This is a genomic window from Pediococcus acidilactici DSM 20284 (genome assembly GCF_000146325.1).
Taxonomy (GTDB): Bacteria; Bacillota; Bacilli; order Lactobacillales; family Lactobacillaceae; genus Pediococcus; species Pediococcus acidilactici.
Genome location: NZ_GL397067.1, coordinates 561412 through 584423 on the forward strand (window position 1 = coordinate 561412; position 23012 = coordinate 584423).

22 protein-coding genes and 1 tRNA gene are annotated in these 23012 nt (G+C 40.6%); 5 read left to right on the forward strand and 18 right to left on the reverse strand.

The annotated features are described in order from the left end of the window. Positions 1–110: 110 nt before the first annotated feature. Together HMPREF0623_RS02790 and HMPREF0623_RS02795 are read right to left on the reverse strand one after the other, a co-directional pair. Positions 111–848, reverse strand: coding sequence for an NADPH-dependent oxidoreductase (locus tag HMPREF0623_RS02790; protein ID WP_004165956.1), 738 nt, complete (start codon positions 846–848; stop codon positions 111–113). Between the two features lie 211 nt (positions 849–1059). Continuing rightward, complete coding sequence (locus tag HMPREF0623_RS02795; protein WP_002830377.1) at positions 1060–1437, reverse strand: KGG domain-containing protein; 378 nt, start codon at positions 1435–1437, stop codon at positions 1060–1062. A 592-nt stretch (positions 1438–2029) separates the two neighbouring features. Between HMPREF0623_RS02795 and HMPREF0623_RS02800 the strand changes: the two genes are divergently transcribed. Both HMPREF0623_RS02800 and HMPREF0623_RS02805 read left to right on the forward strand, forming a co-directional pair. Beyond that, positions 2030–2539 (forward strand): HdeD family acid-resistance protein, encoded by a 510-nt coding sequence (locus HMPREF0623_RS02800; protein ID WP_002831926.1) that lies wholly within the window; start codon positions 2030–2032, stop codon positions 2537–2539. A 122-nt stretch (positions 2540–2661) separates the two neighbouring features. Beyond that, the gene (locus tag HMPREF0623_RS02805; protein WP_002831927.1) at positions 2662–2928 is read left to right on the forward strand and encodes a SemiSWEET family transporter; all 267 of its coding nucleotides are present in this window, start codon (positions 2662–2664) and stop codon (positions 2926–2928) included. Between the two features lie 168 nt (positions 2929–3096). Here HMPREF0623_RS02805 and HMPREF0623_RS02810 read toward each other — a convergent pair whose 3' ends face one another. From HMPREF0623_RS02810 to HMPREF0623_RS02820, 3 genes are all read right to left on the reverse strand, one after another. Further along, positions 3097–3735: a carbonic anhydrase family protein gene (locus tag HMPREF0623_RS02810; protein WP_002831928.1), complete on the reverse strand. Its 639-nt coding sequence runs from the start codon at positions 3733–3735 to the stop codon at positions 3097–3099. Positions 3736–4139: 404 nt separating this feature from the next. Then, positions 4140–5249, reverse strand: a complete 1110-nt coding sequence (locus tag HMPREF0623_RS02815) for a lactate oxidase (RefSeq protein ID WP_002831929.1) — start codon at positions 5247–5249, stop codon at positions 4140–4142. A 356-nt stretch (positions 5250–5605) separates the two neighbouring features. Next, positions 5606–5693 (reverse strand) — tRNA-Ser (locus tag HMPREF0623_RS02820). Between the two features lie 385 nt (positions 5694–6078). Here HMPREF0623_RS02820 and HMPREF0623_RS02825 point away from each other — a divergent pair. After that, complete coding sequence (locus tag HMPREF0623_RS02825) at positions 6079–7527, forward strand: BglG family transcription antiterminator (protein ID WP_002831930.1); 1449 nt, start codon at positions 6079–6081, stop codon at positions 7525–7527. Positions 7528–7759: 232 nt separating this feature from the next. On the opposite strand, the gene HMPREF0623_RS02830 is transcribed toward HMPREF0623_RS02825, so the two are convergent. Beyond that, entirely contained in the window at positions 7760–8143 is a 384-nt protein-coding gene (locus HMPREF0623_RS02830) for a YxeA family protein (protein ID WP_002831931.1), read from the reverse strand. 197 nt (positions 8144–8340) lie between these two features. Beyond that, a complete protein-coding gene (locus tag HMPREF0623_RS02835; RefSeq protein ID WP_002830441.1) occupies positions 8341–8589 on the reverse strand; it encodes a GlsB/YeaQ/YmgE family stress response membrane protein in 249 nt (82 codons plus the stop codon). Positions 8590–8812: 223 nt separating this feature from the next. Between HMPREF0623_RS02835 and HMPREF0623_RS02840 the strand changes: the two genes are divergently transcribed. Further along, positions 8813–9409 (forward strand): TMEM175 family protein, encoded by a 597-nt coding sequence (locus HMPREF0623_RS02840; RefSeq protein WP_002831932.1) that lies wholly within the window; start codon positions 8813–8815, stop codon positions 9407–9409. Positions 9410–9558: 149 nt separating this feature from the next. Here the strand turns inward: HMPREF0623_RS02840 and HMPREF0623_RS02845 are convergent, their stop codons facing one another. From HMPREF0623_RS02845 to rnz, 10 genes are all read right to left on the reverse strand, one after another. Further along, positions 9559–10884 carry a Na+/H+ antiporter NhaC family protein gene (locus HMPREF0623_RS02845; protein ID WP_004165958.1) on the reverse strand — a complete coding sequence of 442 codons (1326 nt, stop codon included), beginning with the start codon at positions 10882–10884 and terminating at the stop codon, positions 9559–9561. Positions 10885–11289: 405 nt separating this feature from the next. After that, entirely contained in the window at positions 11290–12465 is a 1176-nt protein-coding gene (locus HMPREF0623_RS02850; RefSeq protein ID WP_002830444.1) for an ArgE/DapE family deacylase, read from the reverse strand. A gap of 257 nt (positions 12466–12722) precedes the next feature. Beyond that, entirely contained in the window at positions 12723–14183 is a 1461-nt protein-coding gene (locus HMPREF0623_RS02855; protein WP_002831934.1) for a catalase, read from the reverse strand. Positions 14184–14366: 183 nt separating this feature from the next. After that, a complete protein-coding gene (locus HMPREF0623_RS02860; RefSeq protein ID WP_002831935.1) occupies positions 14367–15143 on the reverse strand; it encodes a hypothetical protein in 777 nt (258 codons plus the stop codon). Further along, positions 15140–16036, reverse strand: a complete 897-nt coding sequence (locus HMPREF0623_RS02865; protein WP_002831936.1) for an ABC transporter ATP-binding protein — start codon at positions 16034–16036, stop codon at positions 15140–15142. The genes HMPREF0623_RS02860 and HMPREF0623_RS02865 overlap by 4 nt, the downstream gene beginning before the upstream one ends. A 1-nt stretch (position 16037) precedes the next feature. Then, on the reverse strand, positions 16038–16232 hold the full coding sequence (locus HMPREF0623_RS02870; RefSeq protein WP_002831937.1) for a PLDc N-terminal domain-containing protein: 195 nt from the start codon (positions 16230–16232) through the stop codon (positions 16038–16040). Positions 16233–16560: 328 nt separating this feature from the next. Further along, complete coding sequence (locus tag HMPREF0623_RS02875) at positions 16561–17079, reverse strand: adenine phosphoribosyltransferase (RefSeq protein ID WP_002830449.1); 519 nt, start codon at positions 17077–17079, stop codon at positions 16561–16563. Next, positions 17080–19401, reverse strand: a complete 2322-nt coding sequence (recJ, locus tag HMPREF0623_RS02880; RefSeq protein WP_004165960.1) for a single-stranded-DNA-specific exonuclease RecJ — start codon at positions 19399–19401, stop codon at positions 17080–17082. Positions 19402–19418: 17 nt separating this feature from the next. Beyond that, positions 19419–20204, reverse strand: a complete 786-nt coding sequence (locus tag HMPREF0623_RS02885; RefSeq protein WP_002831939.1) for an SDR family NAD(P)-dependent oxidoreductase — start codon at positions 20202–20204, stop codon at positions 19419–19421. Positions 20205–20262: 58 nt separating this feature from the next. Next, positions 20263–21189, reverse strand: a complete 927-nt coding sequence (gene rnz, locus HMPREF0623_RS02890) for a ribonuclease Z (RefSeq protein ID WP_002830452.1) — start codon at positions 21187–21189, stop codon at positions 20263–20265. Positions 21190–21319: 130 nt separating this feature from the next. Here rnz and HMPREF0623_RS02895 point away from each other — a divergent pair, with 130 nt between their 5' ends. Further along, positions 21320–21622 carry a hypothetical protein gene (locus tag HMPREF0623_RS02895; RefSeq protein ID WP_002831940.1) on the forward strand — a complete coding sequence of 101 codons (303 nt, stop codon included), beginning with the start codon at positions 21320–21322 and terminating at the stop codon, positions 21620–21622. A gap of 67 nt (positions 21623–21689) precedes the next feature. On the opposite strand, the gene obgE is transcribed toward HMPREF0623_RS02895, so the two are convergent. Next, a complete protein-coding gene (obgE, locus tag HMPREF0623_RS02900) occupies positions 21690–22985 on the reverse strand; it encodes a GTPase ObgE (RefSeq protein WP_002831941.1) in 1296 nt (431 codons plus the stop codon). Positions 22986–23012: the final 27 nt, after the last annotated feature.

Below are 23012 nucleotides of genomic sequence, written 5' to 3' on the forward strand. Positions count from 1 at the left end.
ATAATTTTAATCTCTCTCCTCAAGACCAAAATCATTATCACATAAAAAAATCCAACCGCAATTAAATTTAGATAAAATCTCTAAGTCCAACCAGTTGGATTAAATATTTTTCATTCTAACGTAAACCCTTGTTCCAATAAGAAAGATGCCATCTCTTCGCGTCGCGGTTCAGCAAAAAAATCGGTCATTTTCCGTATCCAGTCGGTCTCTTGGGCATGCGAAGACCGGTTCGCATAATAAGCTTGCGTAATTTTTTGGTATTCACTCAAATCTTGCGCCGCTTGCCGATCGTAACCATTTTTGAAAGTATTATTATGCAGCGGCATCCGGGGCTTAACTGCATTTTTACGCGTAGGTTTTCCAACTGTTATCCCAAATAACGGCACCGTAAATTTAGGAAGGTTTAGCAAATCGCGTACGGTTGTTAAATCGTTGCGAATTCCGCCAATATAGCAGATTCCTAAGTCTAAAGACTCTGCGGCAACTGCCAGATTTTCCCCCGCAATGGCGGTATCCACAATCGCTACCGTTAGCGCCTCCATGTTTTTAATTCCGGCTAAGTCTAGACCCTGTTGTTGCAAGATTTGGGATTGCCGATACAGATCTGCCACGAACACAAAAAAGGCTCCGCTTTGCTTTACGTAGGCAGCACTCTTTGAAATTTCAGCAAGCTGTCCCCGGATGGACGGATCCGTCACGTCAATAATCGAGGTAGCTTGTACAAAGTTCGACGAAGCACCCGCATGCGCAGCAATTATCAGTTGTTCCTTAACCTCATCCGTAAGTGATGTGTCCGCAAAATTTCTTACAGAGATATGTTTTTTTATTAATTCAATTACGTCTTCCAATAGCTTTCCCTCAATCCATGCTTACTATTTGTCAATAAAAAACAACAATCCATTATAGCACTACCCTTTCAAAAAAATATACCCAATCTTATAAGACACAAAAAACCTGATGATTAAAAGTGTTCGTGACTACTCTTAATCATCAGGTCTGGATTGTAGAAAAAAACTTGTATTTTTTTAAAAATGTTTTATACTAAATGCAAGATTATAATTAATCGTCGTCGGAGTTAGCTCTTCCACCTTTTTTACCAATTTCTTGGTAAAAGTCCTTGCCATGGGATTTGGAAGTTGCTTCTCCGCCTTTTTTTCCATTTTTTTGGTAGAATTCTTCATCATGAGCTTCTGAAGTTGCTTCTCCGCCCTTTTCGCCGATGTCTTGGTAGAAATCCTTGTCGTGAGTTTCGGAAGTTGCTTCCCCGCCTTTTTCACCAATGTCTTGGTAGAAATCCTTGTCATGCGAGTCTGCAGTTGCTTCGCCACCCTTTTTACCAATGTCTTGGTAGAAATCCTTGTCGTGTGATTTAGCGGTTGCTTCTCCGCCCTTCTTGCCTGCTTCTTCCCGAGTCATCTTTTCTTCTTCTTTAGCCATGTTTCATTCCTCCTTGAGTTAGTTTTTTTCTACGAGTGTTATGTTAAATGCTTTTTAAAGCGATTACAAATTTAACGCTTGCAGATGCTCAGAAAAAAATAGTTAGGAAAATGATAGTTTCTTACAGGTTGCTAAACCAGTTGAGATACCAGTATTTTTGGACAAGCTACACCCATTTTAATTGAACGAATTTGGGATCGCTCGTTAAAAATTGGGGCATCCTACCTATATTTTGCATAATTAGCTATCATTTTATTTGCTTAATATATTTTGCCTATTAATTTATCACGTCAGTCCGATACATGGCCGGCGTGTGCACATATAAAATTTTAAATTTACTAGACAAGTCCACATTTGTGGGCTTTTTTATATTGGTAACATAAGAAATAATTAATCAAAATCAGTTAACTTTTCTTTTTTTATTTATTATTTGCTTGTATAATACGGTTAAAATTAAATCAAGAACCATCAGTCTAAAAGGTAATGGATCCGATATAAAGTTTATTCTGGTAGTAATTTTTATATCCTTATCTACTCGATGACCAACAATCTGACGTCTATAAAAGCTGTACATTATTGGGAGGAATTTTACATGAATAAGTTATTAGACAGATTTGATCCATTCATGTTTGTCGTCGGAATCTTAAGCATTTTCGTTGCGGTTATTTCTCTAAGAAATCCTCTAGCAACCTTTAGTGCGGTAGTCGTTATTGCGGCAATTACCGCGATTTTGTCCGGGATTTACAAATTAACCGTCCTTAGAAATGCTTTAGAAAACTCTGGATGGGTGGTTTTTAACGCGGTTATTGATATTGTTATCGGGATTTTAATGTTGTTTAACGGAAAATTTGGAATTTTGTTTGTCGCAATTTCGTTTGCAATTATGTTTTTGATGGATTCGGTAATATCATTGTGGCTCTCTAACGTTATTAAATTAGTTAACGAAAAGTATTTTATGGTTGACGTTATTTTATCCGTAATTGGTATTATTTTGGGCGTTCTTTTATTAATTTATCCAGCCTTTTCAATCCTATCAATCTATTACCTAGTAGGATTATTCTTTATGATTACTGGGATTGGTGCGATTATTCATTCGATTTAATTTGCTATTTAAATTAAATCGCCTTTCCCGCTCTGGTGACCGGACACAGTTCGATTCTGTGTGCGGGAATAAGTCCAAAAATTGATGACTCTAAAAGCTAAGTTGTTTTAGGAGATGATTTCTTGCAAGAAGAAACTAAAGTTATTCGAATTATTGGCCGGATGGCTTCCGTACTCTCCGTATTGATGTACGTTTCATACATCCCCCAAATAATCTCCAATATGCATGGTGATTACGGGAATCCTATCCAACCGCTAGTTGCTGGGATTAACTGCACCGTTTGGACAATATACGGTTATTTCAAGGCTGAGCGCGACTGGCCAATTATTGTAGCCAACGTCCCGGGGATCTTTCTTGGATTCTTTACGTTCTATACAGCATTGCATTAATTCTTAAATATTTTATCGGTTAAATAAAAAAGTGACTAATCCCCAGTGGTGGTATTAGTCACTTTTTTATGATTACCTCATTCCGTTTTGAATGATCCACTTAACAATTATTGGCGATAAAGCTAATGTAAGTACTTAGTAATCGATAAACTAGCTCCTGGGGCTTTCTTAAAGTTCGTACTTCTCGATGCTCCGACCATTCAAATTTTGTAGCGCTCGATTATTAGGTGCGTCAAATACGGAGGTATATCTGTTGAGTTGTTGCAAGTCAATCGTTAGCGCATTTTCAAATACCAACCATTCCACCCCCTCGGTCAACGGAGGGGTCGTCAGGGAACCGATGTACCGAAAAAGATTCCCGTCTTGGGGGATTAACTCCTCTAAAATTAGCGGCTGGGTCACCGCTCCGTCCTCCATAGCATCTAATATCTTCTCAAACACTTCATTTTTAGGACCTATTTTAAATGTAACGCTAACCACCAGTGGTTGTTCCAAGCTACCATAATGGACAAAGTGCGCTTCTAAAACTCGTGACTCGGCTTCACCTTCAAAACGATGTTCTGCCGGATGGTGAAAATGGACCTCCATTAATTGAAAGCGACGTCGGTCAGACTTAATTTCCCCATTAGCCGTCAAAGACAGGTTATTAAGGTTGTTATGTACCTCCGTAGCGACGTACGGTTTGGTTCTACTAATTACTTGGTTTTGTTTGCCTTCTAACCCGGCTTTTTCAATCAAGATTGGTGATTGTGTCATCCGGTCTTCTTTTTCCCACTGGTCTTGGTGATTATAATTTAATTTTCGCATCGTTAATCCCTTCTTCAAATCAATTGCACGGCGCTATTTTTTGGTAATTAAAAGGGAGAATTGCTCCCCCACTTTTAATTTAGCTTAATGCTATCAATTGTAATAATCGACTACAAACAACCAAAAAGCCGATTTGGTTAAAATCACCAAATCGGCTGAGATATTTCTTGATATTGAGCTATTCAAAAATTGCTGTACTTGTTAGCGTTGCGTTGCATTATCAACCTCTTAGTCACTTAGCCAGGCTACCAGATCATCGAGGTCGCCGATCACGAAAATTAAAGTACTAATTTCTTCATCTTAGCGAAAAGCTACGGAAAAATCGTTGAACACGCACTCAGTAAGCTGATTTATTAATTACATATTTTTCTGATTATTAAGCCTGAAATGGGAAATTTTACAATCTAATATTTGATATTCAACAAACTATTATTTTTAACGTCTTCAATTGTCTTCGTCCCTGCTAGTTGCATAACAATCTCCAATTCATGGTTTAGGTGTTCGAATACCGACTGCACTCCCTTAGCTCCGCCTAAAGCTAATCCGTAAATTACTGGACGGCCTAAAGCAACTAAATCTGCTCCGCTGGCCAAAGCTTTAAACACATCCGAACCCCGGCGCACGCCGCTATCAAAGATGATTGGTACTTGTTTGTTAACCGCGGTAGCAATGTCTTCTAGGACGTCAAAAGAAGCGGGTCCCCCATTTAATTGGCGGCCCCCATGGTTGGATACGTAAATTCCGGCAGCTCCAGCATCGATTGCTCGAATGGCATCTTCAGGAGTTTGAATTCCCTTAACGATTACCGGTAAATTCGTATAATCAGCAATTCGCTTAACATCTTCCGGCCGAATGTTTTGCGCGGCAGAAGCATATATCTCTTCAATTCCTTTTCCCTGACCGTTTCCTTCAGAAAACTTAATTAAGTTCGCCATTGGCAAAGGGAACGTGAATTTATTTTTTATGTCAGCTTCCCGATATCCGTCCACGGTGGCGTCAACCGTCAAAATAATTGCCTTAACGTTAGCCTTTTTTGCTTCATCTAACAGACTCTCGTTAAAATTCCAATCCTTGCTCATGTACAGCTGGAAAAATTGGGGAGCGTCTCCGCCAGCGGCAGCAGTTTCGGCAATAGATACTGATGAATAGGTACTTTGCGCCATTAGTCCACCAACGGCTGCAAGCCCGCGCGCAGTATCCTTTTCTCCTTGAGAATGTGCTAGCCCCTGGGCAGCAGCTGGAGCCATCATTACCGGAGTATTCAAAGGAATTCCAAAAATTTCAGTGTTTAGCTCTGGCTTTTCAATCCCGCTTAAGGCCTTTGGAGCAATTTGTCGGTGATGAAACGCCATTCTATTTTGTTTAAGGGTCCACTCATCTTCAGAGCCACCAGCAATGTAACCAAATCCACCTGCTGGAATTATCTCCTCAGCCTGTTTTTCTAAGGATTCCAAATTCAAAATATCTATTTTTTCTTCCCGATCACTTTGTTCATAACCATTAATCATTGTCATGGTATCTTCCCCCCGATTAAAAATCTAACTATTCTAAAATGGCTTCATAACAAAGAATACGCTAATAATTCATTGCCGTTGTCATTTCACTTACTTATTGTAAGTAGATTGACGGTTAAATGCAAGTGTCAATTTGATATTGATCTCCTAACCATATTTTTTAGGCAAAAATCGGAGTGATAACCCTATAACATAGCACTTAAACGTGTGTAACACGATCACACCTGTAATCGTGTGATTGCGATGACATTAAATTTCATTACTATGCAAAACAATTTCCTTTTTAGACAAAAAAATAGAAATGCCGATATATCGACATTTCTATTTCTCGTATATTGCTCTAATGGTACCTATAAAGGAGAGTACAGGATTTGAACCTGCGCGCCGGTATTAACCGGTTCGCCGGATTTCGAGTCCGGTGCATTACCACTCTGCCAACTCTCCATAACAGCATTTATTATATCAGATGAATTATTAACCCGCAACACCAATCAAGTATTTTTTTTAATTTTATCATGAACTTTACCCACGAATAATAACACCCTTTTAATTATTTTAAAATCGCTTAATTCTAGTTAATTAAACTCTTTAGCGGTTTCAGCAAATTAATATAACCGCACCTCCTTCTTTAAGTGAAATTAGCTAATCTTTATGCCTATATAAAGTTTATTTAGTACTATTTTTAAAACATTTTACCGAATAACGTAAATATAGCACTCCTAAAATATCCGTTATCGAAAACATTTTTCGTTGATTAAGCATTTATCGTGTATAATTATATGTAACAGTAAATATTAAGGAGGAGCTAACCATAGATTCTACCAAATTAATGAACAAGCGCGATTTGCTTGCGTATCAATTATTACAATTTTTTAGTCAGAATAACGTAAAACCAATTAGTACCTCCTCGTTAGCTGAAATCTTCAACACGACTCCGTACAAAATTGAGGCTTCCATCGCTACTCTGAATGCTGATTTACAAACAATTACTGCTAATGACCACAGTGTTTACATAAGTGAAAAATCATATAAGGGAATTTGGAGCGGGCATAATCTTTTTCAAATCATTGTCGACAAAGTCAAATTACATTATATTGAACGGTCGACCGCTTTTCGTGCTATGGAATATTTATTGTTTTATAACGATTTGGTTACACCCAAAAAATATATTCCCAAGGCTTTCTCGAGTCGCGCCGTTTTTTATCGTCAACTAACTTTAGTTAAACAATTACTAACTGATGAGTTTAATAACTTAACAATCCAAACTGGTAAAGACCGGGAATTTCAGATTCGATTAGAAATCATTGAATTATACGAACAAATTTATAAGGGATTAAAAGAGCCCTTCCCCGAACTAGATCCATTAATAAGCGGAATTTTTGATAGCTTAACGCCCTTTTTTAAACATCAATTACAACATGGCGAAAAATTTAAATTATCAATATTTCTACGAATTTGGATATTACGCCATAATAACCACAAGTATGTTCGTTTTTCAGCGCCTCATCCGCTTAATGTTAAACGCTACGACAAAATTTATCACGTTTTAAAGCAAACCCTAGGCTGGCACTTTAAGCTAACCCATTCGGAAATGCTTTTTTTGTACGGTTTTTTATTAAATCAAGATTACTTAGATTATGCGGGGATTCCAAAGGATACGTGCAACTATCAATTAGTTAATAAAATTACGGATGATTTTCTAAATTGGATCAAATCGTTTAATATTTTAGCGGATTTTCCGTTGGAAGTTGAACAATCTTTAAGAAAAGACCTTATTAACGTCAATTTAAAATTATTTTCGTACTACGCGGAACTACTAGACGCAACTTACAAAAATTCAATCCATACCTTACGAGAAAACTATCCTACGTTTGATATTTTAATTCAGCAATTTTGGCAAAAACTTGCTGCTCAACCCGAGCTTAAAAAATACCATCTTAATAAGTACAACTTGTACTATGGTTACATGTTGGCATTAGCTAATAACATTCCCGCTAAATACAGTCGCGACCGAGTTAGAGTGGTGATTGATTTTTCAAGGGGCAGCCTGTATTCCCAGTACGTTGATAATACGCTAAAATCCTTATATGGAAATAACGTAATTTTGACTAATCATTTAGAACCACAATCCGATCTCTTCTTATCAGATACGTATTCTTACAAAATTAAAATTCCACAGCTGATTTGGAAATCATTTCCAACAGTTGCAGATTGGACCAACTTGATTACCCTAATCAAGGAAACCCGATCAGCAAAAGCTCGGCAATTTTTCAAATAACAAATTAAAAGCGTGTAAGACAAGAATCGGCTAGTTTGCGAGAATTAACTGAAAAGCGACCGTTATGAATTGGCATAACGGTCGCTTTTTGATTAAGCAAAACTAACTGATTTTTAGCACATATTTTGCCTCTATTGGAGCCAAAATACCAAAATAGCTTTTTGAGAATCCTTGAAAAATATTTCTTTAACTTTGTTCAAACCTCTCTCCAGCTCATCAGTTAAAAACATCCTTAATCGATATTCAAAATTTTACGTACCTTGTTAGGTACCTTATCCTTGCTGATCTCGTTAGGTCCCTTTATTACCCGTTTTTTCGAAATCTCAGCCTTAACGACCGCGTTAGGAGTAAAAGGTTTAACCTTTTCTCCCGTTAACTCATAATCTAGCGTACGCTTTTCGCCATTTTTTAAGACAAACTCAAATTTATAGTCGTAAGCATGCACACCAGATATTTTCTTCCCGCTGTCGTCGGTAGCTTGTTTTTTAGCTGGAACCTCATTCGGCACCACTGCGTAAGCTGTTTCCGCTTGATAATTGTCCTGATAGTACTTCCACCCAAAAATAATCACCACTGCCGCGACTAAAATCGCTAAAACTCGCCCTGCATCTCTCATTTATATTCTCCTGTCTAGTAAGCCGTTATCAAACGTCTAATATTTGTAAGAAATGATACCATTTTTCGATTTATCATTACAAAAATAATGACCTACGTTGTCCAAAATATTCCGGCGAATAAAATCTTTTTCTAGCATAAAAAAAGACGACCCCCTGCGGATCGTCCCTATTTAAAATATAAATAACTAAAAAATTGCTAATTCTTACGGCTTTGAAGGAACCAAGATACAACGGCTACTAGTACTACAGCTCCGATGATCGAAGGAATCAGTGCCATTCCAGCTAAGGATGGTCCCCAAGTTCCTAGTAAGCTTTGGCCTAACCAAGCACCTACTAAACCAGCAACGATGTTACCAATCCAACCAGCTGGTAAATCACGGCTAGTAAGCGCACCAGCAATTGCACCAATAATAGCTCCTACAATTAATGTCCAAATAATTCCCATTATTACGCCCCCCTTCACTGCACTAATAGTAACAAATGTTCATTTTATATACAAATAATATGCATTGTAACTAACTTTTGTAAAAAATAACCCGTCAAAGTAACCACAATAGTTTGCCGCTGCAATAGTGTTGTACGACTAATAATTCCACATAAAAGATGGAATCATTAGCAAAAATTCCTTTGTGCTGTATAATTTTTATTAGGCAAGAAAGGAAATTACGATGAATAAAGCAAGAGTTGAAGCATTTACTGACGCAGTCTTAGCAATAATTTTAACAATTATGATTTTAGAACTTAAAGTGCCCGATTCTAACCAACTGAGTGCTATTTTAAGCGAACTGCCATACCTCTTTTCATATACCGTTGGCTATCTACTTATTGGGGTTGCGTGGTACAGCCACCACTACATGTTTAGTAAAACTTCGGGAATTTCTAAAAGAGTTTATTGGGCAAATAATTTCTGGATGTTCACGACCTCCTTTATCCCCATGGCAACCGCCTGGATTGGGCGAGACTTAAAAGCCCAGGGTCCCGAAATCTTTTACGCCATCATCTTTTACATCTGGACCGCCGCTTACCTCATATTAAGCTACGTGATTTCTAATGACGACCTGAAAAGGAAACAATATAAAAAAGCGCACGACATTAGGAAAATGAAAATTTACCAATACCTCACCAACGTAAAATATATGCTAATTCAGACCATTTTGTTGATCATTATTTTAGTTTTCAAACCTGAATTCTTACTAGCGGTAGTCTTATGGCAAATATTGGCCTTTGCAATCTGGAATAATGACGATAGTGATAAATTATTTTAAAAAGTTCGACCCTGAATTTTTAGGTAAAACTATTCCTAAAACGCGAAGCGGTTTACCGTAGCAAATTAATCCTAGACACACAAAAACCACTTGAAATTAATCAAGTGGTTTTTTTAGGCATCTTTTATAAAATTATTTAGTAAATATTTCTAGGCTGCAGAACGTTTTGCGTTGATATAGTTAACGATAAACGTTAAGCCCATCAAGACCACTGGGTAAACCATGTAACGAATCAAGTCTAAGTAGTTCGTACTCTTCCCCGCAAGTTGAAGGGCCATCATCATCGCGGAGTCCTGAGGAATGACCATCGAGGCCGTAACCGCAAAAATGGAAATCACTCCGGCGAGCACCTTCTTATCAACTTGGTATTGGTCACCTAATTCCTTAGCAATCGGTGAAGTAATCAAAACCGAAATATTGTTATTAACGATTGCCCCGGTAACACAGAAACTCAAAATTCCAATGAGGGCTTCACAACTTGCCTTGCTCTTGATATGCCGGGTGAACACGTGGACCATCCAATCAATTCCGCCATAGTGTCGCATTAATGCAACCATTCCGTTAACCATCATCGCAAAGATTGCTAGCCAGAACATGCTTTCCATTCCGTTACCAATCGCCTTTGCGCACGCAAACAGGGAAGCTTTACCCAACGCCATCCCGATTGCACTGGCCATTACGGTACCTAAAGCTAGTACTAGTACCACGTCCATTCCCATGACAGCCAAAATTAAAACTACTAAATAAGGCAAAATGGTAATTACGTTATAACTGCCAGCATGAATATTGCTAGCACTGCTATTATTTAAACTCATTAAAGTATAAATAATAATCGTGATTACCGCTGCTGGAACGGCGATTTTAATCTGCCATAAAAACTTATCACGCATTCTTGCGCCCACTCCCGCTGCCGCTGAAATGGTAGTTCCACCGATCATTGAAAGTCCGTCTCCAAAGTACGAACCGGTGATTACCGCTGCCCCAGCCATTCCTGCGTTTAGGTGTGCAGCTGCTACTAGCGAAAAGGTCACTGGCGCCATGGTTACGATCGTCCCCGTAGAAGTTCCGATACACAGTGAAATGATTGCCGCAATCAAGAAGATTCCTGGTACCAGAAATTGGCTTGGAATCAACGAAGTTCCTAAATTAACGATTGAAGACTGTCCTCCCGAAATTGCTACGGCTGAAGAAAAGCCCCCCGCCATCATTACAATCAAGGAAAGGTTCATTACTCCTGCGTTTCCAGCGTTGTTTAGGTAGATGTTCATTTTCTTGGCAAACTTTGCCCGCGGTTCGAAGAAAATTAAAGCAAACAACAACGCCACTAAAATTGCTACCTGTCGTGGCATGTACGAAGACGGATCCTTGGCACCTTTAATCGTAAAGACCGCTAAGCAGCCTACGTACAGCACCAAAAAAATCAGTAATGGTAACAAACCAGCCGCGCCATAATCTTTGCGCGTTTTCTTTTCCATTCTCAAATCCCCTTAAACATTTATTGGTCTAGCACTTATCTATAATACCAAAATCCCGTTCAATTAACATAACTACTAAACTAAAGTTAGAGGTTACCATTAATAAGTAAATTTTTCAAATAAAAACCCTCTGTAACAGGTAGTTCGGAGAAAAGCGCCCTTTTCTCCTGAATCGTAAAGTAATTTTTTCAAAAAAAAGAGGCTGAGAAAAAATAAAGTAATCCTTTTTAAGAATGGATTTTTTGGAAAATCAGGCTGGAATGTTGCCTTTACTATCATAGAAGCAAAAGTCAATTTTTCGGTTCAATCCAAAAACGACCATTAAACCAAATTCAGGCTTAATGGTCAGTTTTCAGTAAATGTTCCTAAACTACCCAACTTTTGTCTTCCTCTTTACTTAATTGGCTAGTCTTTTTGGGCAGTTAGATATTGCGTAAATACCGTAATATACATCTTAATAAAGTTTAAATATAGGTCCTTTTCAACGTATTCATCAACTTGGTGAACTCCGTCACCGGTCGGCCCCCAAATCGCAAACGGAAAACTTTCATCCTTACCCCTTAGCAAATTAGAAGCATCGGTGACCGCCGGAATCACCCCTGGTTTAATTGGCGCACCACGAAATTCGCTACCGACTCGTTGAATTAATTCCATCAGCCGGCTTTTTCCAGTTGTTTCCACCGCATCCTGAGTCATGTAGGCTTCCAATTTAACTTGCGCGCCCGCGTCGTTTTGCTGATCGACTAATTTTTGAAGGTCAGCAATCACCTGCTGATTGGTAAAATTTGGAATCGTCCGCGCGTTAATTTCTGCTTCTGCCGTTGCCGGAATCGAATTAACCTGGTTCCCGCCCTTAAAAATTGTGGTGTGGAAGGTTAACGGCCCAAGCAATTCATTTTCAACTGCGGAATCACGGAAATGGTGATTAGCCGCGTGCAAAATTTCAATTAACGGATCAATAGCGTTTTTACCGTCCTCGGGCATCGAACTGTGTGCGGACTGCCCCTTAGAAGTTAACCTAATATCCAAGGAACCCTTATGTGAAAATGCCGGATCATAACCACTTGGTTCGCCAATCACTAAAGCATCCACGTCGTCCATCAGTCCCATTTCAGCAATTTTTTGCGATCCTTCTTCGCCCACTTCTTCACCAAAGGTCGCCATTAGCCGAATGGTGCCCTTCTTCAGCAGGCGGTTGTGCTTAATTTCAATCAAAGCGATTACCATAGCTGCTAAGCCAGATTTCATATCAGCCGCGCCACGTCCATACAAACGGCCATCACGCTCCGTTAGTTCAAATGGATTACTGGTCCATTCAGTTGGGTCACCTGCATCAACCACGTCCATGTGTCCCGAAATTCCTAGAACCGGGCTGCCTGAACCAATTTCCGCTAACAAATCTGCCCGAGTGTCACTATAGCGAAGAACTTTAGCGTCAATCCCATTTTCCTTTAATAATTTTTGTAAGTACTTTGCCACCGTAATTTCGTGATCGTTAGTAGAATTAATCGCAATTAAATCCCCTAAAATCGCTATACAATCCTCATTTGTAAATACCGGTCGTTTTAATTCAATGTCCATTTTATTCCTCCTTGCGTGCACATCTTAGTGAAAACGTCTTCATCATTAATTGAATGCATTTTATCACTAATACTCGTTAATTTACAAGAAAGACCCTCTAAAGGATTAATTTCTGGAATGTGGTGCGTTAAGTTGCTACCTTGCCTTACTAGTACGGTTTAATACGAAGTGCTCGAAAAAGAGGCTTTACCACATAGTGATTAAAGCCCCTCCAATTCTTGTTATTTATATTTTTAAATCAGAGCGCCGTTTTTGCTTTATCGTTCTGCTTCACCAACAATTTTATTGATGTCCATGCCTAAAGCTCTTGCAACTCGGGTGCCGTAATCATGATCAGCGTCATAAAATTGACTAATTTCCAGCCGTTTAATTTCGTCAGATTTAACCTGGCCTAAAGCTCCCTTAATTGTGTCGATTAACCGATCTTTTTCAGCTGCTGACATTAGGCGATAAAGGTCGCCTGCTTGAGTCGTATAATCAACCTGGTATTCATAAGGTTGTGCCAGCGCTTCTCCGTCCACCTTGAAAGGTTTAATGGAAGCATCCCGATCTTCAGTAGGTCCGTCAAAGGAGTTGGGTTCATAATTTACTTCCGGTCCCTGCGTGGCCTTCATAGCGCCATCACGTTCATAATTGTGTACCGGGACTACCGGACGATTAATCGGCAAGTCTTCAAAATTTGCTCCCAAACGATATCTTTGAGTGTCTTTATATGAAAATAACCGACCTTGCAATAATTTATCTGGCGAAGCTTCAATTCCAGGAACTAAGTTAGCAGGTGACATTGCCGCTTCTTCCACGTCCGTGAAGTTATTAGTTGGATTTTCATTTAGCACCATCTTTCCAACCTTAATCAATGGGTAATCTTTATGAGAAACCACCTTGGTTACGTCAAAGATGTCCCACTTATAGTGAAGACCTGCTTCGTACGGCAAAATCTGAACGTAGAGCGTCCACGATGGGTTCTCCCCTTGAGCAATGGCGTCATATAAATCATCTTGTAGATAGTCAGTGTCTTTAACCGTGGCCTCGGCTGCAGCTTCATTCGTCATGTTTTTAACGCCTTGGTCTGAAATGAAGTGATACTTGACCCAGAAGGCTTCACCCTTTTGGTTAACCCATTTAAAAGTATGAGAGCCATAACCGTTCATCGTTCGATAAGATGCTGGGAGCCCCCGGTCACCCATTAAATAAGTAACTTGATGCAACGATTCTGGGGAATGGGCCCAAAAGTCCCACTGCATGTCTTGAGTGCGCCGATTAGTTTGCGGATCCCGCTTTTGAGAATGGATGAAATCAGGAAACTTGAGCGGATCGTTTACAAAGAATACCGGAGTATTATTTCCAACAATGTCGTAATTACCATCCTGAGTATAAAATTTGACCGCAAATCCGCGCACATCGCGAACCGTGTCTGGGTAGCCCTTTTCTCCAGCCACTTGGGAAAAGCGCACAATCAAGGGGGTTTGTTTGCCAACGCCGTTAAAAAGGTCCGCCTTAGTATACGAACTCATGTCATTTTCTAGCTTGAAATATCCCTTCGCACCAGCACCTTTGGCGTGCACGACCCGTTCAGGAATCCGTTCCCGATCGAAATGGGCCAACTTCTCCAATAAATTGTAGTCCTGCATCAATACCGGACCGCGATTCCCAGCAGTTTGCGTGTGTTGGTTATTGGCCCACGGTTGTCCAGCCTCCGTTGTTAATTTTTCTGACATATCTACTCGACCCTTCTCTAAAAATTTTAGTAGATCTACTATTCAATAAAACTAATAACGTTATTTGCCACGAATTATAACACCCGCTCTGCCAATAAAGAAGCAATATGCCTTACGTTCTCACCTTTGACCCGCAATGGATATGCATTATCAAACTGCTTGTATACCTATCGTTACAGTAATTTATTCCGCAATTGTTTCAACTCGTCGAACCGCATGTTGGTTACGTAATGGTTTAACCATTATCAAAATTAAACATCCCACAATTAGAATTCCAATAAGTACCAGAGGTCGCCATAAATCAGTCCAACTAATCGGATGAATTAACCAATTTGTCGGGTTCAAAAGGTTGGTGGGCGACCATTTCATAAATCCTTTAAGCTGGCTAAACAGACTGCTAATTAAAACGCCAATTTCAATTACACCCGCAGCTAAAAATGGTGCGCCAGAATATATGGCAATCGTACTTGCCAAAACAACACTCATTACAATGCCTAACGCTTGTAACAGTAAACTTGGCCATACTAAGTCAAAACGAATGGTGCTGCTAAAGAAAGCCCAATCCACATAAACTGCCCAACCAGCCCCCATTACCGTGCCTAAAACCACACAAATTAATCCTGCCGCCATTTTTGGAAAATAAATTGGCCCAGCCTTTTTGGCACGTGTTAAATAAAAAAGTTGTTGTGCGGGATTTTTTCCTAAAGTACAGGCATCCGCAACCAAATATGCCATGATAAAAAGTACTACTTGCTCCGTACTTTGGAAGTAAGAAGTCATCAAACTATCCCAAGTCGGAGATGGAAGCTGAATACTGGCAGCACTGCCGCCACCAAATTTTTCTATCAGTTGATCACTATAATATGCCGATAATGGTGCTACAATCCCCATTAATGCAGCAATGAGTAATATTAAAAACATCCGCTGTTTTCGAATCCACTGTCGTAATTCTAATTTCATTTAGCTTTCTCCTTATCTTTTGCGTGAATCCACCGTTCAAAAGCATGGTTAAGGTCTTGACTACTTCGATTAATCATTACCACGTCATCAGCTAACCTACTTAATTCGCCTAGCCCTTTTTCAAAATCTTGTGCTGGAAACTCAATTTGATGTCGTTGAATCTCCTTTACCACAATTTGACATTGCTGTAAGGCAGCCACTACCCGATCCTTAGCGTTAACCGATTTAACTAATATTTCAACCGAATCATCCGTTCCTGCGATAAAATCTGTCAACGCTCCTGAAAAAATCATTTCTCCACGATTAAGTACGAGCAATCGTTCGGCAATTTGCTGGATATCATTAAGTAGATGGCTCGAAATTACCACCGTCGTAGTTTGTGCTATTTCATTAATTAAACCCAACATTGCCTGTCGACCGAACGGGTCCAGTGCACTGGTAGGTTCGTCTAAAAATAGCAGTTGGGGTTTTAAGATGTTGGCAGCGGCGATTCCTAATCGTTGCTTCATTCCTCGAGAAAATCCACCTACTAAACGGTTTTGGTGTTCCGCTAAGCCAACTTGTTGCAACACAGTTAAAATTTGTTTCTCATTTATGCGTTGATTATCCAAGCAAAGTGACTGTTGTAAAATTTCACGAGCAGTTAAATATTTTTCAAAATCGGGAGTATCTGGGCAATATGCCAATTTCGCCGTCTGGTCGATTAAGATTTGTCCATGCTCTACTGGTTCTTGACCAAAAATAGCGTGGATGAGGGTTGTTTTTCCTGCTCCATTTGGCCCAATTAGCCCCACCACTCCCGGACGGTTAGTAATTTTACCGTTCACCTTTTTTAAAGCTGCGAAATCCTTGAAGCGGACCGTTAAATCATGAATTTCTACTAAATTTCCCATTTTACCAACTCCCTTCCCGTCGTTCTAATAGATAATATGCGATTCCGCCTACCGGAATTGCTAACAATGTCACCACTATCCAACCCCATTTTGGTAAGTAATGCGTCCGTGATATTCGGCAAATATCATTAATTGTCCAAAACAGATAAATCCCACCAACTAAAATTAGCGGAACAATAATCTTTAAATAAGCCATTATTGGTTCTCCTTTCACTAAAACTGATTACTTACCCTCATATATAAATGATGACGTCGGGTCGTTAGCAAATACTTTTCGTTAAAAAAATATTATTTATTAGATTTAAAATAAAAACGAGAAGCCTTCTTATGTAAGGTCTCTCCTCTAAACAAACTAAAACGTTAAATGTTAAGACCCTCGTCTTCGATTAACGATTTAAATTTGAGCACAAAAAAAACGCCTACAGATTTTCATCCATAAACGTCACTTTACTTAGAACATCAATTAAATTGCTAGTAAAAATCAAAATTTACTATAATGTGCTAAAAGTTATTATCCCTAATTTTTAGTACTCCATTAAACTAAGCATGTCGTAATCACGAATCTTTTCGCGTCCGTGCAAGTCTTTAAGTTCAATTAAGAAGGCAGTGCCGACTACTACCCCGCCAAGCTGTTCAACTAGCTTGATGGTTGCGGCAATAGTTCCGCCGGTGGCTAGTAAATCATCGGTAATTAAAACCCGTTGCCCTGGTTTGATGGCAGATTTTTCCAAATATAACGACGACTTTCCGTATTCAAGTCCATAGGAAGCTTTAACCGTTTCAGTTGGCAATTTACCCTTCTTCCGTGCGGGAGCAAATCCCACTCCCAAGGCGTACGCGACTGGGCAGCCAACAATAAAACCGCGTGCTTCAGGTCCTACAACCATTTCAACCTTTTTTTCTTTAGCAAAGTCAATGATTTGGTTAGTAGCTTCTCGGAAAGCTTCTCCGTTTCCCATTAAAGGTGAAATATCCCGAAAAATAACTCCCTTTTCTGGAAAATCCGGAATACTTGCGATGTAATCATGTAAATCCAATGCCATTTAAGACACTCCCTCATTCTCAACGTTTAGTAACTGGGTTAGCATGGTTGCCAATTGATCACCGTTACTATAAAGTAGTTTTTCCTGCGTTTGAATTAAATCCAAACGTTTTTGGTAGATTGGAGCTTCAGATAATTGGTGAGTTTGAACTTCGTCATTTATCAAAAGCTTTCCTTGTTCCATTTTAACAAAATTTAGTTCAAAGAATACTTTTACCATAAAATTAACCTTTTCTTGGTCAATTTTTAATTGTTTTCCTAGCTGTAACAATGCCGCTTTAGTTAACGGTTGCCGTTTGACCGCCGCAAAAACTGTCGCAAATTCAGTACGACTCGGCATCCCACTTGCGTAGTAATCAGTTTGGTGGAAAAAGTAAGTTGTAATTTGGGTTGGTTGCCACTTTTGCAAAGCCTGTCGTAGAACTTTTAAACTAGGCGGACAATCAACCAGTACTACGGCTTGATGGGCCTGAATTGCCGGGGAATCGTAAAGATAAAGCTGACGGCCCAAGTTTTGTTTTTCAATTAAACTTAATAGTTTGGGATTGAAAAAGATGTACTGTTGCTCATCACGGAACAGATTCTTAGCTAAATTAGTGGTTCGCTGATCAACCACTTGCAATCCGTTAATTTTCAAATCCTCGGTCATTAATTGTAGTGTTACATTCCCCCGCCACTCGTTAATGCCCAACGTTCCGGCCAGGTCAATGGTGTTGGATAAGTGACTTAATTTATCCGCGATCTCCCCGCGTTGGAATGCAATGGCTGCTAATTGTTGGCCAGCTTGATTTGCCGTGAATTTTAAGTGAGCTTGGTTTTGACCAATTGCCTTCACATCGGTAACCCGTACGTTGGTAATTGCCAATTTAGGCACCGGATTATCCATTCCAAACGGACCTAATTGCTTAATTTTGGTTACTAAGTCCGTGGAAAGCTCGCTAATTGCAACCGTAGCATCTAAATTCAACTGCGGCCGTTGCCGAAAATCAAGTTGGGCTTGTTCCGCAGCCTTTTCAAGTTGGTCCGCTAAAACTGGCAAATTAGCCTCTTTAACGGTGATCCCAATTGCCATGTGATGACCGCCAAAACCTTCAAAATGCTCGCGCGCCGGGTTCAAGGCTTCAAAAAGGTTTAAATTGGCCACGCTACGCCCGGAACCTTTATATACACCATCCTGGTTTTGATCGCTTAACACGATGGTTGGTTTGTTAGTCAGTTCGACTAAGCGGCTCGCAACAATCCCCAGTACTCCCTGATGCCAATCGTGGCCGCTAATTACTAAGGTCTGTAAATCGCGATGGCCTTCATCTTTAGCAATTTCTGCCGCCATCTCATAAATCTCGTTAACCAACCCTTGGCGTTTAGTATTGGTGGCGTTAATGTCCTTAGCAATCGCGGTAGCTTGTTCCTCGTCAAAGGTCGTCAATAATTTTACGGCTTGGCTAGCGTCTCCCAAGCGACCAACGGCATTAATTCGGGGTGCCACGGTAAAGCCGATTGTTTCTTCATCAATCTGGCTAGTTTCAACGCCCGCCACCGCAATTAATTTTTGCAACCCGATTCGGGAAGTTTCTGGGATTAGCTGCAATCCTAGCTTAACTAAGAGGCGATTCTCGTCAGTCATCGAAACTAAGTCCGCAATTGTACCGATTGCGTATAAGTCCAAAAACTCTTCGGGCACTTCTTCTAATAGCGCACAAGCCACCTTAAAAGCAACTCCCACGCCAGATAAATCTCCGAAGGGATATTCTCCTTCTGGATGTCGGGGATGGACGATTGCATATGCGTTAGGCAATTGATCGGGCATTTCGTGGTGATCAGTTACCACCACGTCCACACCGTGCTCTTGCGCGTAATTAATGGCTTCGTTGCCAGCAACCCCGTTATCAACCGTCACAATTAGTTGAACCTGCTCATTGTTAATAAAATGCTGGTACTCCGCTAAGTTTGGACCGTATCCATCCTTAAAACGGTTCGGCACAAAATAATTTACGTCCGCACCTAACTGAGCAAGGGTTTCATACATGATGGTCGTACTCGTCACCCCGTCAGCATCGTAGTCTCCATAGACCAAAATCTTTTCGTTGGCTTCAATTGCGGACATGATCCGTTCGACAGCTTTTTGCATATCGTGTAGTAAAAACGGGTCGTGTACCACACTTTGATCCATCGCCAAAAAATTGGTCATTTCGTCGGCAGTCCGGAACCCCCGGGCTACTAGGATTCTTACAATGATTGGATCCAGCTGGGTTGCCTTAGCTAACTCCGCAATATCCACATCCGGCAGTGAAGGTACCTGCCAATTAAATCGACTATCTTTCATTAAGTAACATACTCCAGTTATTTCCGGTTAATGATTGGACTGTTAACCAGTCCGTCACCTAAACGCGGAAAGATTTGATAAAATATTGCTCCTAAAGCCATTACCTTAGGAACGTTTACTTCGCGCAGATTTTGTTCAATTGCTCTACGAGTTAGCCACGCAACCCGGTCAGAACTAATGACGAAGTTTTGCACACCTTTAAGATACTTACCGCTTGGATCAGCAATGTTAAAAAAGTTAGTATCCATTGGACCCGGATTAATCGTGTGCACCCGCACGTTTCGCCGTTTTAATTCTAAGCGTAACGCGTTCGAAAAGCCCACCAGTCCAAACTTCGCCGCAGCATAAGTGGTGGTCTTAGCGGTAGCAACTTTTCCAGCAATCGAGGCAACGTTAACGATGTCTGCCGCCTCACCAACGTGGTCAACCATCAGCGGTAGCAACGCCCGCGTTAGCTTAATGGTTCCCGCTAAATCAGTGCTCAACGTTCGGTCAATTTCGGAAAAATCTTGATTCAACAACGTTTTAAAATAACCTAATCCAGCATTATTAACCAACAGGTCCACAGAGCCTAAATGGCTACGAATCCAACGTCCCGTTGCTTCGATTTGCGCTTCTTGGGTTAAATCACAAGATAACGTAAATACTTGCCGGGCGCCACATTTGAAACAGTCCTGCGCAGTTTGCTTCAACCTATCTGAATTTCGCCCTAAAAGGACCAAGTTATCGTAATAAGGGCAGTTCAAAATCGCAATTTGCCGGCCCAAACCACTTCCAGCACCCGTAATTACCGCAGTTTTCATCAAAGATCATCCTCCTTTATTTTTCCTAACTTCCTACCAAATAGGCCACCTCAGGCCTTTACGGAAGTGGAACGTCAATTTCATCAAAATCTTGAACCACTTTAGTATTGGCAAAAATTGTACAAGCATCTTTTTCTAGCTGTTTAGCGAGTTTACCAGTGTAACGAGCAGAAATGTGCGTTAACAATAGTTTTTTTACCCGACACTTTTGAGCAATTCGGGCGGCTTGCATATTGGTCGAATGGTAATATTTCCTTGCCAAACTACCCTCCTGCTTGCCAAACGTACTTTCGTGCACCAAAACGTCCGCGTGATAAGCTAATTTTTCAATATTGGCCGTCTGACGCGTATCACCAAGAATGGTGACTACCCGACCAGGTTGCGGCTTGCCGATGAAATCTTTGCCATCAATTACTTTTCCGTCCGGTAAAGTAACCTGTTTACCCTGCTTAATTTCCCCGTAAATCGGTCCAGCAGGAATTGCCATTTCCTTTAGCTTATCCACCAATAGTTCTCCGGGATGGTCCTTTTCGCGAACCCGGAATCCATAGCTTTTAATCCGGTGATCTAGTTCAGCAACTTCTACAACGTAGTTCGCATCTTCAAAGAGCTTGCCGCCCTTCGTAATTTCGACAAACCGGATGCGATAAGCCAGTTTAGTTTCCGAAATCCGTAGCGCCGTCATCACAAAGTCCTTAATCCCCGCTGGCCCATAAATGGTTAATTCAGAATCGCCACCTTGATTTGAGCGACTACTCAAAAAACCAGGCAATCCAAAAATATGGTCTCCATGCAAATGGCTAATAAAAATTTTGTCAATCTTTCGCGGACGGATATTAGTTTTTAAAATTTGGTGTTGAGTTGCTTCTCCACAGTCAAATAGCCAAACTTCGTTACTTTCATCTAATAATTTCAATGCCACACTCGTGACGTTTCTAAAACGACCGGGGCTTCCCGCACCCGTTCCTAAAAATTCAAGTTGCATACTTTCACCTATACACTGCCTTAACATCCATTTTTTACTTAATTTAATTGTATCACTAGCATCCATTTTTCTTTTAAGCTATTCTTATTTTAGCAGAACCGCTTAAAGAATATTGAGGAGGGTTTCACTAATGAATTTAAGTAACTTTATCAAATCCACCGTGGAACTTCATTCCAATCTGATTCTCAAGGGCGAACAACAAAAGGCCGTTTCCATAATCACCAAGCTAACCCTCACCAATGACGGTCAAACCATTTTACTGCACGTGGCTAACCGACCGTCAAGTCATTCCGGCTTAACCTTAGGCCAATTACGCGTCCAAACCCGGTTGGCTCAGCCTCAAGCCAAGCTTTGGCTGGTAAATCCCACAAGCGGACTAACCAGTCCCCTCTTTGGCTATTACCTGCGTAAACAATTTTTAATTCTCAAGTGAAAAATCAGTGATTAACCCCGCACAAATGTTTTGTTAATTTGTGATGGTATTCAATCACTGATTTTTGCTATTCTACAAATTCAAATACAAAGTCTAAAATCTGTACACTGTCCCCATTTCGAGCACCTAAGCGCCGTAGTTCATCATCGATTCCCATTCCTCGCATTTGCCGTGCAAAGCGCAACAAACTTTCGTCATGGGTGGTATCCGTCATCTTAAAGAGCTTTTCAATTTTAGCTCCCTTAATTACCCAGACACCGTCTTCGTTGTCGATTTCAAAGTCCTTGTCCGCGTTAAATTCGTAGGTCTTATCGGTCGAATCGGCTGAATTATCCTTAACTACCGTTGGCTGAGGCGTCGATTCTAAGACATCGGCTGTCCGAGAAATCAGCTTGCTAAGGCCTTCATGCGTAATCGAAGAAATTGGGAAGATCTCAAAATCACGGTAACGTTCATCGGCCCGAACCTTTTTCTCGAATTCGGCTAATTGCTCGTCCGCACCCGGTAAATCCATCTTGGTTGGCACAATAATTTGCCGCCGCTTAATTAAATCGGGGTTGTATTTTTCTAGCTCCGCGTTAATCTGTTCAAAATTAGTAAACGGATCTGCTTCGGTAAGCCCACTCATATCTACCAGGTGAAGCAACACCCGAGTTCGTTCTACGTGTCGTAGGAATTCAAACCCGAGCCCCACGCCCTGAGAAGCTCCTTCAATTAGTCCTGGAATATCAGCAATAACAAAGTCACGTCCGTCATCTAACTGAACCATCCCTAAGTTAGGTACTAAGGTAGTAAAGTGGTATTCAGCGATCTTAGGTTTTGCACTAGTAACTACTGATAACAGCGTTGATTTGCCCACTGACGGAAATCCAAGCAATCCAACGTCTGCCAAAACTTTCAATTCTAATTGCAATTCCAGTTCTTCACCTGGTTCACCATTTTCGGCAATTTCTGGCGCCGGATTCCGTGGGTTAGCAAAATGCATATTGCCCCGACCGCCGCGGCCACCTTTGGCAACTACTAGTTCTTGACCATTTTCTGTTAAATCCCCGATTACTCGGCCAGTAGTTAAATCCCGAACGATTGTCCCACCAGGAACCATAATTACTAAATCTTCAGCACTCCGTCCGGTCATTTGCTTATTCATCCCGTTTTTCCCGGATTCGGCCTTAAACTTGTGGCGGTAACGGAAATCCATTAAGGTGCGCAAACCCGGATCAACCTTTAAGATTACGTCTCCGCCGCGACCCCCATCGCCACCGGCAGGTCCACCGTTAGGAACGTACTTTTCACGCCGAAAGGCAACGATTCCGTTTCCCCCGTTACCGGCCTTAATATTTATTTTAACTTGATCTACAAACATGTTTTTCTCCTAATCTTTTTTAACTGC